The sequence below is a fragment of the Psychromonas sp. genome (genome assembly GCF_047632955.1).
Taxonomy (GTDB): Bacteria; Pseudomonadota; Gammaproteobacteria; order Enterobacterales; family Psychromonadaceae; genus Psychromonas.
This window is the reverse complement of the sequence record NZ_JBLIED010000002.1, coordinates 243,614-257,903: the sequence shown is the minus strand read 5'-3', so window position 1 is coordinate 257,903 and position 14,290 is coordinate 243,614. Positions and strand designations below refer to the sequence as shown.

Annotated in this window: 11 protein-coding genes; 10 read left to right on the top strand and 1 reads right to left on the bottom strand. The window is 42.1% G+C overall.

Features of this window, described 5'->3' with window-relative positions; translation table 11 throughout:
* Positions 1-291: 291 nt before the first annotated feature.
* The 6 genes from cobB (at position 292) to ACJAZP_RS02790 (ending at position 5,922) form a co-directional block, all read left to right on the top strand.
* A complete protein-coding gene (gene cobB / locus ACJAZP_RS02815) occupies positions 292-1,017 on the top strand; it encodes a Sir2 family NAD+-dependent deacetylase (RefSeq protein ID WP_415229215.1) in 726 nt (241 codons plus the stop codon).
* Positions 1,018-1,239: 222 nt separating this feature from the next.
* Positions 1,240-2,013: a hypothetical protein gene (locus ACJAZP_RS02810; RefSeq protein ID WP_415229214.1), complete on the top strand. Its 774-nt coding sequence runs from the start codon at positions 1,240-1,242 to the stop codon at positions 2,011-2,013.
* Between the two features lie 29 nt (positions 2,014-2,042).
* A complete protein-coding gene (locus ACJAZP_RS02805; protein WP_415229213.1) occupies positions 2,043-2,696 on the top strand; it encodes a DUF2987 domain-containing protein in 654 nt (217 codons plus the stop codon).
* Positions 2,697-2,700: 4 nt separating this feature from the next.
* Entirely contained in the window at positions 2,701-3,579 is an 879-nt protein-coding gene (locus tag ACJAZP_RS02800) for a phosphotransferase (protein ID WP_415229212.1), read from the top strand.
* A gap of 137 nt (positions 3,580-3,716) precedes the next feature.
* Positions 3,717-4,394, top strand: a complete 678-nt coding sequence (locus ACJAZP_RS02795) for a phosphoglycolate phosphatase (RefSeq protein ID WP_415229211.1) — start codon at positions 3,717-3,719, stop codon at positions 4,392-4,394.
* A 55-nt stretch (positions 4,395-4,449) separates the two neighbouring features.
* On the top strand, positions 4,450-5,922 hold the full coding sequence (locus ACJAZP_RS02790; RefSeq protein ID WP_415229210.1) for an FAD-dependent oxidoreductase: 1,473 nt from the start codon (positions 4,450-4,452) through the stop codon (positions 5,920-5,922).
* An 892-nt stretch (positions 5,923-6,814) separates the two neighbouring features.
* On the opposite strand, the gene ACJAZP_RS02785 is transcribed toward ACJAZP_RS02790, so the two are convergent.
* Positions 6,815-8,209 (bottom strand): anti-phage deoxyguanosine triphosphatase, encoded by a 1,395-nt coding sequence (locus tag ACJAZP_RS02785; protein WP_415229209.1) that lies wholly within the window; start codon positions 8,207-8,209, stop codon positions 6,815-6,817.
* 231 nt (positions 8,210-8,440) lie between these two features.
* Between ACJAZP_RS02785 and ACJAZP_RS02780 the strand changes: the two genes are divergently transcribed.
* The 4 genes from ACJAZP_RS02780 to ACJAZP_RS02765 all read left to right on the top strand — a co-directional run bounded on the left by ACJAZP_RS02780 (position 8,441) and on the right by ACJAZP_RS02765 (position 14,177).
* Positions 8,441-8,638: a DUF4250 domain-containing protein gene (locus ACJAZP_RS02780; RefSeq protein WP_415229208.1), complete on the top strand. Its 198-nt coding sequence runs from the start codon at positions 8,441-8,443 to the stop codon at positions 8,636-8,638.
* A gap of 118 nt (positions 8,639-8,756) precedes the next feature.
* Positions 8,757-9,236, top strand: coding sequence for a methylated-DNA--[protein]-cysteine S-methyltransferase (locus ACJAZP_RS02775; protein WP_415229207.1), 480 nt, complete (start codon positions 8,757-8,759; stop codon positions 9,234-9,236).
* Positions 9,237-9,656: 420 nt separating this feature from the next.
* Positions 9,657-12,752, top strand: a complete 3,096-nt coding sequence (locus tag ACJAZP_RS02770; RefSeq protein WP_415229206.1) for a beta-galactosidase — start codon at positions 9,657-9,659, stop codon at positions 12,750-12,752.
* Positions 12,753-13,940: 1,188 nt separating this feature from the next.
* Positions 13,941-14,177: a DUF3389 domain-containing protein gene (locus tag ACJAZP_RS02765; RefSeq protein WP_415229205.1), complete on the top strand. Its 237-nt coding sequence runs from the start codon at positions 13,941-13,943 to the stop codon at positions 14,175-14,177.
* The last annotated feature ends 113 nt before the right edge of the window (positions 14,178-14,290 follow it).

The window sequence follows — 14,290 nt, the reverse complement described above, 5'->3', positions numbered from 1 at the left end:
TCTCATTGAATGAGTTCAAAATTATGAACTATCCTACAATTTGGTTTTCTCATTCAGGTACAATTGTTAATCGTTATTGAGTCCAGTTACGTTGAAAATTGTTCAATCATATTAACCCGTTTAATAATAAAATCTGTTTTAACGTGCAAGTTCAGTCGCACCTTTGCTATCACGTGCTATCAAGGTGTTAGTGGTGCACTGGCAAATATAAAAACAGATCTGTTGGTCTAAATATTAAAGGTCGGGTTGAGTTTTTCTAAATGAGCGGATAGCAAGCTAGTGAGGTGTTTTTTGTCATTCCATCAATATAAAAAAATAGTCGTGTTAACCGGTGCCGGCGTATCAGCTGAATCTGGTATTCAAACCTTTCGCGATACCAATGGTCTGTGGGAGAACCATAATTTAGAGGATGTCGCCACAGTAGAGGGTTATAAAAGAAATCCGCAACTGGTGCTCGAGTTTTATAATCAACGTCGTCGCGATTTCTGTTTAGGGCATAAAAAACCTAATGCTGCTCATTTTGCCTTGGCAGAATTAGAAGAAAAGTTTGCTGGTGAATTCTTACTGGTAACACAAAATATTGATAACTTGCATGAGCAGGCTGGATCTAAAAATGTTATTCATATGCACGGCGAGCTACTCAAGGCCCGTTGCCCTAAAACCAATCAACTTGTTGAATGTGTTGATGATATTGTAAGCGGTGATTTATGCCACTGTTGTCAGTACCCATCGGAATTACGGCCGCATATTGTTTGGTTTGGTGAAATGCCGCTAGGTTTAGATATTATTTATCATCATTTATCACAGGCGGATCTGTTTATCGCTATTGGCACCTCGGGCACGGTTTATCCTGCTGCAGGATTTGTGGAAGAAGCTAAAAGTGTCGGTGCATTTTCCATTGAGTTAAATTTAGAAGCGAGTGAAATTCATAGCCACTTCGATAAGGTTATGCAGGGAAAAGCCACAAAATTAGTCCCCGATTTGGTTAACACTATATTAGCTGCCCAAACTACTTAAGATGTAGATTCGAAGTTTTGCTGATTGGCGCATTTTCAAGTAATTTACTGACGACAAGTTGATTAATCAATTTGGCGTAAGCCATCAATAAACTTGAAAAGTTAACGGAACTCCCTACAATAGCCCTGCATTTATAGTTTATAGCACAACCGTGACAGCGCTTTCTTCGCGCCGGGTAATAATCAAAAACAAACTTTATTTTATTTAGGGTAATTAGCTTGTATGAGTGAAAAACATTTTATTTTAGGCGGGGATATTAAAAAATCACTCACCGAAGGTCATCGCTTCGATCTTAAGTCTCTTTTTAAAGACGCTTTTGTTATCACCAGAAAAAATTATCTGCCGTTGGCTGTTGCATGTTTTGTGACGATCGGTCTGTTAGGCCTGGCATACGTTTATATTTTTAATAGCTTGGGCGACTCCGATCAGACCATGCAAATGATACTTAATTATATTGTCACTTTGTTACTTGCACCGCCGCTATTAACGGCTTTACAAATGATGGGTATTCATCACTCTGTTGGTTTGAAAACTAAATCGAATGATCTTTTTAAATACTTTAATATCATTTTGAAACTGTCACTGGCAACCATGATTATCAGTTTAATCTCCAACGCTGTGACACTGCTCTTCACTCAACTATTTGGCAGTATTGGTTTCCAACTTTCTATTGTTGCACTGTTATATTTCAACATGGCTTTTTGTCTGGTGAGCCCTCTGGTTGCAGAAAAAAAATTAACCCCGATCCTGGCAGTGACCTTATCTTTTAAACTAGTGAATAAAAACTTGCTGCAATTTTCTTTCATCTTTCTGTTATTGATGGTGCTGTTCTTTATCGCCATAATTCCTTCCGGTTTAGGTCTATTGTTCTTTGTCCCTTTCTATTTTAATTTAATGGGCATTGTTTACCGTCAAGTTTGTGGTGTGAGTGTTGTTGCAGTAGAAAGCAGCTCGGCAACAGATGGTGATGATCGCAGCTCCGGCTTTGATGCTTAGAATTAATGAACACAGAAAGGAAGATAATAATGCGCTTGGGATTTTTTTTGGTTTTATTGCTAACCACTAACAGTGTTTTAGCTTCCCCCTTAAAATTAAATTATTCACTTTTTTTTGGTTACATGAAAACCATTTATAAGCTTGATTATGAGTATGTCACCACGGCTTTTTATTTACAGGATAAAGATTCCAAGCAGGCATGTTTAATCAAAGATGCAAAGATAGTTGTTGATCAAAAACGTGAGCAGATAACCTTTACAAGACAAGGGCAGTTATTACCCTTTTATTCAGATCAGCATCGTAAAGATGGCGCCATGATTGAGGTTGAATTGTTACCCGGGCAGGAAAACTATCAATGTGATTTACAAGTGACCATCATGGCTAAGGCATTTGATTCAGTGCAATTAGCGGATCCTAAACTTGCACTGATAAGTACACAACTTGAAGGTATTCTAAAAAAGAATGCCGGTATGATAGGAAAATATTTTTTACCCGCGTTTTCAGGTATTCGCCTGAAACTCAGTGAGCCGCTCAGTGAACAACAACTGTCTGCCTTACCCAAGCAAGTGAGTTTTTCTAAAAACGGGGATTTGTTGATCTCAAATGCGCTGTTGCATTCAGGTTTGGCGGACAGTCATGTCACGCTGAAGATTAAGCGCATTACTCCCTGGATAACCCAATAATATTTTGTCCCTATTAACCTACAAAGAATTTATCGGCAAAGAGTTAACAGACGAAGAATTAGCCTGCAATGGGTCAACCGGCAAAGCGTTAACCGATAAAGAATTAATTTGGATTGGCGCACAGCAAAGTGAGCCAATAGTGGTCATCGAGCCGCTTGAACAGGCACTCACTAATGCGGTTTTTTTGTTAACCTTAGCTAATAATGAAAAAATTATTTTCAAACGGCTGAACCTGAGTGCGAGAAATGAAAGTGATAGAAGACGCGAATTCAAGGTTGATCAACTTGCCATTTTTGTAGGATTAACCCCTAAAGCGATTGCCTGTTGCGGGTCTTATAAATTGCAGGAATATTTTACGGGGAAGGAATTAAGCCGTTTATCCGTCAATAAAGAAATCATTAATCTGCTCGCTGTACAGTTAAAAAAAATTCATCACTTGCCTGCACTGCATGCCCAACCTCAAAGCTTGACCTCGACCCTAACGCAGCTAAAAAAAACAATAACGTCTGCCATCGATGAGCAGCAGTTTTCTGTTATTTTAAAGCGCGCCATCATCTTGGATAATTCCAGTGCTAAAAATGTCTTATGTCATGGTGATCTGTCGTTACATAATCTGTTGATAAATAACAAACAGCAGGTGATGATTTTGGATTGGGAATATGCAACACTGGCTTGCCCCGCTTATGATTTAGCGTCCTGCATTTGTATAAACCGATTAGATAACCTGCAGCAGGAAAGCTTAATAGCAAGCTATTATTCTTTAAATAAAGCTCAGCTGACAATCTCTTTATCAGCCCTGCGCAGAGAATGCCAATTGTATTTTTCTGTTTTCAGTTATCTTAACGGGTTGTGGATGAGCTGCTTTGCGGTCAATAATAAATAGATAAAGCAGCTGGCTTTCAACTATTTTCCCGCCTATAAAGTTGTGCTTGAATAATGTAACGATAATTATTATCTTTTTGTGACTGAGATGGCATAATAAATTCCTTTCCACCAATAAATTATCTAAAGGCCTTAAAATTGAAATTTACTAATAAAGAAGTTATTTTATTTGATTTAGACGGTACCCTTATTGACAGCGCGCCAGACTTGTCATTAGCCATTAACCACATGTTAAGTGCACTGCAACGTCCTACCTTTGATCAAGAACTGATTCGCTCATGGGTTGGTAATGGCGCGCAAACCCTGGTTCAAAGAGGGTTGTCAGGTCAATCTGAGATTGATCAAAGTATTGCTCCTGAGTTGTTTGAAAAATCATTACAACTGTTCTTAAACTTTTATAAAAATAACTTATGCATTGAAACCAAACTTTACCCGAGCGTGCGCGCCTGTTTAAAAGTATTAAAAGCCAAAGGTTACCGCTTGGTGATTGTGACCAATAAACCCTTTGAGTTTATAGAGCCAATTTTAGAAGGGTTGCAACTGACCGGATTGTTTGAAATGTTATTAGGGGGTGATAGTTTGGAAAAACGTAAACCCGATGCGCTGCCTTTATTGCATGTGTGTGAAAAACTTTCGGTCACCGTTGAACAGTGTCTGATGGTCGGAGATTCAAAAAACGATATTCTGGCGGCTAAGGCAGCTAAGATGGAATCTATCGGTTTAACTTATGGTTACAATTATGGCGAAGATATTGGTCTGCATAAGCCTGAAGCCGTTTTTGATGATTTCTCTGATATTGTAGCAACCCTCAGCTAATATTTTTACAGCTGTTATTTTATAAACAATAATAATAAATTTACACGGGTTTAAAGTGGTAAGTCAAAATAAACAAACAGATAAGATCAGTACGTTTAATGTTGCCATCGTTGGTGGTGGTATTGCAGGTGCAAGTATCGCTCTATATTTAAGTGAATTAGGGATAAATGTCACTTTGCTTGAAAAAGGAGCCAGTCTAGTTAACGGACCTCCTATTTGCCATCTGCATGCCGGAGGTAATTTATACCGGGAAATTTCCGAACAGCAATGTTTGACGCTGCTTGCACAATCCATTGATCTGCTGCGTTTATATCCCTTTGCCGCAGACTATCGCCCGACGGTGTTGGCGGTGCCCAAGCATGACGAAGGTACACCACTAGAGCTGCTACCGCGTCTGCATAAACTGCAGTCAGAGTACCAACGTTTGATTGATGCTGACCCTGAAAATAAGGTGCTCGGTGAAAGCCGCGATTACTTCCGTTTATTTGAGCGCGAGGAGCTGGAAGCGCTGGCATTGCAAACGCCCAGTCGCGATCCTCAGAGCCTAGAGCAGTGGATGGTTCCCGTGGCTAAATATGTTGATTTGGATAAGCTTAAATTTCCGCTTATTCTGGTTCAAGAATTCGGTTTGAACATCTTTCGTTTAGGGGCCGGTTGCACTCTCTCTTTGCATAAAAATCCGCATTGTCAATTACTTACCAACTGCGCCGTCAGCGATATAACCCCCAGCGACAGCGGTCAATCCTGGTTGGTAGACTACCAACAGCAAGGACTAAATAAACAGGCTGAATTTGATTATCTAATTAATGCGGCGGGCTTTAGAAGCGGTAAGATTGATGACATGTTAGGCTTTAAACGTCAGCGACTGGTAGAGTTTAAGGCAGCTTACGTTGCCCGCTGGACAGAGACTGAGTGTCTCTGGCCGGAACTTATTTTTCATGGTCAACGCGGTACGCCTAACGGCATGGCACAATTTACGCCTTATCCCGGCGGTTACTTTCAGCTGCACGGTATGACCGATGATATTACCCTGTTCGAGCAGGGGTTAGTCACCAGCAGTGAGCAAAGTGCGCAACCAAAATTAGGCGAAAAATTTCTTCACAAAATCGACTACCGATGGTCAGAGCAGGAAATAGCGACGCGTACCAACCGTTCGATACAACATCTTGCCGCTTATATTCCAAGTTTTAAGTCTGCAAAAATAGGGGCTAAACCATTATTCGGCGCACAGCAAATACCGGGCGGCGATCCGACATTAAGAGCGGCCGACGTGTCTTTTGTCAGTGACCGATACGCACGTTGCGAAACAGTCAAAGCCTCATCGGTTTTAACCTGTGCAGATGCGATTGTTGAGCAGATGAAATCTAATCATTTAATAGCTGCGAGTATCAAACCGACCCGTTCTTTTCCGGTCACCCAGGGCATCAGCGAGCAGGATATCAATGCGCAGGCGGAAAAATTAGCGGCACAACGTGATTATCCCTTGTACCTGGCGCACCTTAATATCGCAAAACTTCAGTTGGCCTAAAATTCCAACTTGGAATCCCGCCTTCAGGCGGGCTTGGATAATAGAGCCTAGGCATTTCCAACTAACAACACCGTCATTCCCGTAATCTTTTAATCGGGAATCTCAATGAATCTGGCGAGATCCCCGATTAAAACACCTCGAGGATGACAGAAAAAATTTTCACTTGGAATCCCGCCTTTAGGCGGGCGGTTTTGAGCAATTGATAAAAACCCAGACCTCCGATTAAAAAACTTCGGAGGTGTGAATAATAGGACAGACATACCTCACAGAAACGTCGTTCAATTCATACCTACACACTAGAATACCAGGCCAATGCGGTTATGGAGATTCCCGTACGTTTTTCTTGGGGTGAACAACTCCTTTAGCAAATGAAATCCTGGACGATTTCATTAGGCTCGGCTCTGCACAAGGATGTGCTGTCCGAGCTGGTGCGTTAAAAAGGAGTTGGGCAGAACAAGAATAAAAAAAACGGCTAGGCGAATTAAACGACAGTTTAGGTTCATGAGCGGGACAGGCTCTGCCGTCCCTGTATCGGCTTTTCTCTAGGCGAGTTATGCATCAGCATATTGTCACGAGCGGGCTAAGCTCTGCGTGACCTGTTCTCTTTGGCCGTTCAAAGAACATGACTCTCTCGAACTGCGAAACTGCGTTTCGGTTTCTCATCGTCTAGTCGCCGTCAAGGGCGGAATTCCAATAATAAAAGTTAAACCAAACGCTCACAGGCGAAAGCCTACGAATAACCAGTGCGGTATTTACATTACCACGCAGAGCGTGGAAACGAGAAAAAGCTTAAATAAACCGCCGAGCCTGAAGGCTCAGTTCCAAGAACAAGGCTGCTGTGCGAAGCAATCTCCAACTTGTAATCCCACCTTTAGACGGGCAGGTCTAAAGATTAAAAACTGTGCTGGCCGATCATTGCCGGGCTTTGGTGACTGCTGAATAAACGTGAGTGCAGGCGCAGGGCATGATTGTCCGTAAGGCTCGAGATATAGTCCGCTATAATGCGTTTTTCGCGAGAAATATCCCCCTGCTGTGCTTTCCATAATGCTTTTACCTGTTCAGGTAAAAAACGTAACGGACCGGCATTAAAGGCTTCAAATAATTCCATTACAATCTGTTGCCCGCGATATTCCATGATCTGTAAATCAGGGCTTTTAATCACATAGTTTAAAACAAATCCTTTCAGTATTTTTAATACCTCAAACATTGCCGGCGCTAAATAAGCGTTATAGGCGAGCAGCGGATCGTCAAAATCAGCCGTTACTTTTTTAATCTCAATGGAGGTGATTAGTGCATTAACCAGCGCGCCAATCGCATCTTTACGTTTAAAGTTCTGCAGAGAAAAGAGGTTGTCAGTTATCTCTGGAAGATTATCCAGCAGACAAAAATTAGTTATTTTGGCAAGCTCTGTTGCCACTTTCTCCTGCCATAAGGATTTACTGATAAAACCCATCGCAATAGCATCCTCTAAATCATGTACGCCGTAGGCAATATCATCGGCAATCTCCATGATCGAGCAATCTAAAGATTTGTAGCGTGATTTTTTATGGGACTGGAGATTAGCGTTTTGTGGGCGAACGGCTTTAAATAATTTTTGATCATTTTCTGATAAGGGTTCAAGGACCGCATTTAAGAAATTCAGATCATGGTCGTAAATACCTTTTGCCGGCATCCACTCTTCGGTTTTTAATTCTCGAAAACTGCGACTGGTATCCGTTGGATAGGGCGCACTGATCTGGCTCAGGCAGACCGGATATTTTAATAAACCCAATAACGTTCTGCGGGTCAAGTTCATACCATTAAACTCGGTGTAGGGTTCAAGCTGGGTTAAAATTCGAAATGTTTGTCCGTTGCCTTCAAATCCACCGTGCTCAATCATCATATAATTTAAGGCAGTTTCCCCTCCATGACCAAAAGGAGGGTGGCCAATATCATGACTTAAACAAATGGCTTCAATCAGGTTGTTACCGGGTAATAAGATTAAGAAATCAGGCTGAGTCAATTTTAAATGTTCGACAATGCCCGCACCAATTTGGGCCACTTCAAGGGAGTGAGTCAGGCGGGTGCGATAGAAATCACTCAAACCGTTATTGTGAATTTGCGTTTTAGATTGTAAACGGCGGAAAGCTGCAGAGTGCAGCACGCGTGCTTTATCACGTTGGAAAGGGGTGCGTTGATCAAATAGACGTTTTTTACCCGGTTCATCAGCCAATCGGGTCAGCCATTGCTTAGATATTATTAATTTAGGCACCGATTGCGGCTTAAGGTTATTATTTTCTAAATTCATATTGACGCCATTAACAGTTAATGATGTTAAAAAGTGTAACGTGTTTAAATCACAATACATACCAAAATAAGTAAAAAAGCAAGGGATAGATAATTCTGCAATAGAGAGGGCCGTTGCAGGCAAAAAGAGCTCACTATCTCTTATTTTTAAATCTATCGGCCAATATAGCTCTGCTAATTTATGGAAAAGTTGCTAATATTATATTTACTTTGCTAATTTGAGGGCTCTCTTATGATGGAAATTAAACACTTATTAAGCATGGACGGTGAAATTGTTTTTGGTATTATCAATGAACGGTTACGATTAGAGTGCGACAGTTTAGATAAATTATCGCACCGTTATAACCTCGATACCGAGGCAATAATTGCAAAGTTAAAATCGGTCGGTTATCACTACGATCCTGTGACTAATCAATTTAAAGCTGATTAGCGGATCATTTCCCGGTACAGGGCCTTTGATTTAGAATATCATCTTGCCGATGCCTGCCTCTTCAAGTAATTTGGCTGTAGATAAGTGACACTCAATTTTACTGCTGGAATTCAATATTATGAATCATTACGCCTATTTTAAAAGTCCAATCGGCATGCTGACCCTGCAGGCAAATGCGCAGGGGTTACTGGGGGTGTGGTTTGAAACCCAGAATAGCCAACCTGAAAATCTCGGGCGGTTAGACAAACAGCAGCCAATATTGCTGCAGACTATCGTGCAGTTGGAGGAATATTTCAGCGGGACACGGGAGTATTTTACGCTGCCAACAGCTTTGACCGGAACCGCATTTCAGCTGCGAGTGTGGGCTGCCCTTGCAACTATCCCCTTTGGTAAAACATGGTGCTATCAGGAACTTGCCAATGCGATAGGTAACCCTAAAGCGGTGCGCGCCGTTGGCCTTGCAAACAGTAAAAACCCAATTTCTATTATTATTCCCTGCCATCGTGTGATTGGAAAAAATGGCAAACTGACTGGATATGCAGGCGGTATTGAACGTAAACAAGCTTTGTTAAAACACGAAGGAGTCATATTGAGCTAATGGTGCTTTCCTGAATCTGCGCTGAGTTGCTGTTATTCCATTAGCATCAAATTTAAAAGTGCACTGCCAGCATGACAATCTTATAGATCTTACAAAAATGTTAACCAGGTCAACTTATGATTTTTTGTAAGACGATACACTTAGTCTTTTAGTGTAAACGTTTCCACCTGTTCTTCCAGTTAACATTTATTAACGGCTGTATCTCAAAAGGTGGTGTTTATTTCCGTAGTACATTCTCTTGAAATGCATTAATTGGCGGCTTGAATCGGCATCATAAATTTATTTTTCTGAGCTTGTTTTATGATGAAAATATTCTTGCTGCTAACTCCTTTTAAATGAACTACTGTTAACAAAATAATCATAAAAATAACCATAAAAAATTTACAAAAACACTTATAAACAGTGTTCTTAAGGAATTAAATGAAAACATTCAATGAAATTATCAATGCGCGTGATTGGGAAAACCAGCATGTGACCCATCAAAATGTGGCTGAAGCACATGCTCCGACATTCGCCTACCCCTCACGGGATGCCGCGCTTAACGGACAACCTTCCGAGTACACTCAATCTTTAAACGGACAATGGGATTTTGCATTATTTGACAAGCCTGAAAGTGTGCCTGCCGAGTGCATTGATATTGAATTTACGAATCCTGCTTGGTCGGAAATCACCGTACCGAGTAACTGGCAATTACAGGGGCACGATAAGCCCATTTACACTAATGTGAAGTATCCCTTTGCAGATACCCCGCCTTTTGTCCCACACGAGAACCCCACGGGTGTTTACCGTTTAAGCTTTGATTTGCCGGCGAGCTGGTCGGGACGCAATCAGGCGATTATTTTTGATGGTGTGAATTCCGCCTTTCATCTGTGGTGCAATGGTATCTGGGTGGGGTATTCTCAAGATAGCCGTCTGCCGGCTGAATTTGATTTAACTAAACACCTGAGCTCAGGCAAAAATCAATTAACCGTGATGGTCCTGCGCTGGTCCGACGGTTCCTACCTTGAAGATCAGGATATGTGGTGGTTGAGCGGTATTTTTCGGGATGTGACCCTACGCAGTAAAGCCACAATATCAATTCGTGATGTGGCGATTAGAACCGATCTGGATGCCTGTTTTAATCATGGGATATTGCATGTTTCAACCTATTTAAATCATCTCTACAACGATCATAGCGTGCAGGTGCAACTCTTTGATGCAAATTTAAAACCGGTCACAGAGGCGCTTTCAGTGGCATTTGGTCAACGCCTTATTGATGAAAAAGGAGCCTGGGCAGAATTGGCTGAACACCATATTCCTATTCAATCACCGCAAAAATGGAGCGCCGAATCTCCCTATTTGTATCGTGTTGTTGTGTCTTTGCTGAACAATCAAGGGGAACTGGTGGATTGTGAAGCTTACCAAGTCGGTTTCCGAGTCGTTGAAATCAGTGACGGGCAGCTTAAAGTTAATGGTCAGCCGCTGTTAATTCGTGGTGTTAACCGTCACGAACATCATCCGGAAAAAGGCCATGCTGTGTCCCGTGCCGATATGCTTGAAGATATCAAACTGCTCAAGCAAAATAACTTCAATGCGGTACGCACCGCGCATTATCCGAATCATCCGCTTTGGTATGAGCTTTGTGATCAGTACGGATTATACGTGGTTGATGAAGCAAATATTGAAACTCACGGTCAGTTTCCGATGTGCCGTTTATCCAACGATCCAAGCTGGTTAAATGCTTATATGCGCCGTATGACGCGCATGGTTGACCGTGATAAAAACCATCCGTCGATCATCATTTGGTCTTTAGGTAACGAATCCGGTATTGGTAATAACCACCATGCCATGTATCAGTGGACTAAACTAAAAGATCCAACGCGTCCGGTGCAGTATGAAGGAGGCGGCTCGAACACTGCTGCGACAGATATTATTGTGCCCATGTATGCCCGTGTTGAGAAAGATTTAACCGATCCGCGCGACCCGAGTGTTACGCCAAAATTGGGCATTAAAAAATGGATTGGCATGCCCAATGAAACGCGTCCTTTGATCCTCTGTGAATATGCCCATGCAATGGGTAACAGCCTGGGTGGTTTTTCTAAATATTGGGATGCATTCCGTCAGTATCCGCGTTTACAGGGTGGTTTTATCTGGGACTGGGTTGACCAGGGTTTAACTAAGACCGATGAAAAAGGCGTTAAATATTGGGCATATGGCGGCGATTTTGGCGATCAAATTAACGACCGTCAGTTTTGTATCAATGGCCTGCTTTTCCCCGACAGAAGTTTACACCCTGCGGTACTAGAAGCTAAAAAAGCACAACAGTTTTACCAGTTTAGTTTAGCGGATAATCATGCCTTAGCCGTTAACGTAAGCAGTGAAAATTTATTTACCGCCAGTGAGCAGGAGACCTTAAGCTGGACATTAACAGAAGATGGTTTTGTTATTTTAGCGGGTGAAACACAATTAAATGTGGCGGCGCAAAGTACGCAGTTAATCACCTTAGCTGAGGAAATTCCCGAGCAGAAAATAGGCTGTGATTATTTTCTCAATATTGAGGTAATATTAAGCGCCGATAAACCCTGGGCAGAAAAAGGTTTTGTGGTGGCTACCGAGCAGTTTGAACTGGCAACCATTATGCAGTTAAAAACGCCTGACTTTTCAACCCAGGCAGCGCCTAATTTATCTGAAACAGAAACGGCTTTTAATGTGATCGGTGATGATTTTAAAATAGTCATCAATAAGCACACCGGGGTTATCGACAATTGGTCAATTAAGGGCGAAGAAAAAATATTACAGGGACCCAAAGATAACTTTTATCGAGCACCTTTAGATAATGATATTGGTGTCAGCGAAGTGGACCGTGTTGATCCCGCTTCCTGGATGGCCCGCTGGCAGTCCTCTGGCCTTGACAGTTTAACAAGTCAATGTGCAATGATTCAGGGGCATCGATTAAGCAATCAGGTATTAATTGAATCGCAGTTTAATCATTATCATCAAGATAACGCGGTTATTGTCACGCATTGGAAATATGTTATCAATGGGCAGGGAGAGATGACGATTAGCGTTGATGTTAACTGTGCTAAGTCGCTGCCTTCATTAGCGCGCGTGGGCATGGAGCTGGTATTACCCGATAGTCATAAAAAGGTCGATTGGTTTGGCCGCGGCCCCCATGAAAACTATCCGGACCGTCTTTTATCAGCCCATATTAATCGCCACTCATGCTCGATAGAGGAGATGCATACGCCTTATATCTTCCCCTCTGAAAGTGGCTTACGTTGTGATGTTAAGGAAGCTAAAGTCGGCGACTTAAGCGTGTCGGGAGATTTCCATCTGGGTGTCAGCCGTTATAGTCAGGAAAACCTTGCCAGCGCGAAACACACCAACGAACTGCAGGCCGAGCAACAGCTTTATCTGCGTTTAGATGGATTTCACATGGGCGTGGGCGGAGATGATTCCTGGAGTCCCAGTGTTCATGATGAATTTAAATTAAACAAACAACATTACCACTACCAGTTAATGCTCTCTTTTGATTAAGCATTAATAATAAACTGCTTAGCGATATCCGCTAAGCAGTCTTCGCTAGTCCGTTTTTTCTATACAAGTTCAGTTATATAAGCTCAGCCCAGTCAATCCATCTACTTAATCATAATCACTTAACCAGACCTCCGATTAAAACACCTCGGAGGTGACGGGTAGGGAGCGTAAAAGCTGTGAATAACAGTGTGTTTCTACCATCCCAAATAACATCACACCGTCATTCCCGTGGTCTTTTAATCGGGAAGTGACAAATTTGTCAGGAACAAATTTGAACGTTGGAATTTATGACAACGACCTGAAAGGCGTAGGGCAGGACGCCCAGAGTCATTTACGGCAGTTCAGTGTCATGAACGGGCATAAGCTCTGCGTGCCCTTTCCAGTGCACATTGCACAAAAGCCAATCGGCTAGTTAATCGCCGAGCCTGAAGGCTCAGTTCCAAAAACACACCTGTATCTCACTATTAAATGGTACTCCCTTTGGAATCCCGCCTTTAGGCGGGCTCGGATAAATGATAGTCCTCCGATTAAAACACCTCGAAGGTGACGAATAGGAAGCTATGAATAACGATGTGTTTTTACCATCCCAAATAACATCACTCCGTCATTCCCGTGGTCTTTTAATCGAAAATTCAATACATTAGCATACCAAGCCAATGTGGCTATGGAAATTTCCGTACGTTTTTCTAATCTGAACTATGACTTTAGCAAGCGGAAACAGGAAGTTTCCACTAGGCTCGGCTCTGCACAGGGATGTGCTGTCCGAGCTGGTGCGTTAAGAAGTCATTGCTCGGGTTAGAATAAAAAAACGTCTCGGAACGGCACTCTTTTGGTTACTTTGCTCTTGCTGTTGAGAGAAAAGTAACACGCCGTCAAGCGCGGAACTCCAACAATAAAAGTTAAACCAGACGCCTCAAGCGAAAGCTTACAAACAATCCGTGTGGTATTTACATTACCACGTAGGAACGAGGAAAAAGCTTATAAACAAATCCAATCGGCTAGTTAACCGCAAATAAACCGCCGAGCTTAAAGGCTCAGTTCCAAAGACAGGGCTGTCTTGATAAATGTATTTGGTATGAAATCCCAGCCATATTTCATGGTTAACAACATCGACTACCATCACAGTGATGGTCAAATCAATCAATGTTATTTAAACTGCTCGAACAATCATTAAATCAGGGAAATAAGATGCTAATTCAATTCAATCAGGGCCGAATAGTGGCCAATAATCGGGACATTATGATCAAGCTTGAAGGTGATGCAAAAGTGACACTGCAGGCTCAAGTTGATGAAGTTGCACTGATCGGTGGTGCAAATGTGATCACCGCCTTAGGCAGCGGACTCAGTTGGTCTGTACGCCTCGACAATCGCGATCAACTCGACAGCCTTGCCGCTGCGATAGGTATCGCAATTCAGGAAGCTTAATTTATTTAACGTAAGCAGCAATCAGTGTTTGCGATAAATCATCGGGTGTGATACATAATGTTTTTAGAAAAATAGCCAGAAAAAACAAAGCCTTTTTCAATTTTTATCGCCCT

Bases quoted from the DNA above. Each gene is read 5' to 3' on its own strand.
- ACJAZP_RS02810 (WP_415229214.1), top strand. From the start codon at position 1,240: ATGAGTGAAAAACATTTTATTTTAGGCGGGGATATTAAAAAATCACTC.
- ACJAZP_RS02780 (WP_415229208.1), top strand. From the start codon at position 8,441: ATGATGGAAATTAAACACTTATTAAGCATGGACGGTGAAATTGTTTTT.
- ACJAZP_RS02770 (WP_415229206.1), top strand. From the start codon at position 9,657: ATGAAAACATTCAATGAAATTATCAATGCGCGTGATTGGGAAAACCAG.
- ACJAZP_RS02775 (WP_415229207.1), top strand. From the start codon at position 8,757: ATGAATCATTACGCCTATTTTAAAAGTCCAATCGGCATGCTGACCCTG.
- ACJAZP_RS02765 (WP_415229205.1), top strand. From the start codon at position 13,941: ATGCTAATTCAATTCAATCAGGGCCGAATAGTGGCCAATAATCGGGAC.
- ACJAZP_RS02805 (WP_415229213.1), top strand. From the start codon at position 2,043: ATGCGCTTGGGATTTTTTTTGGTTTTATTGCTAACCACTAACAGTGTT.
- ACJAZP_RS02785 (WP_415229209.1), bottom strand. From the start codon at position 8,209: ATGAATTTAGAAAATAATAACCTTAAGCCGCAATCGGTGCCTAAATTA.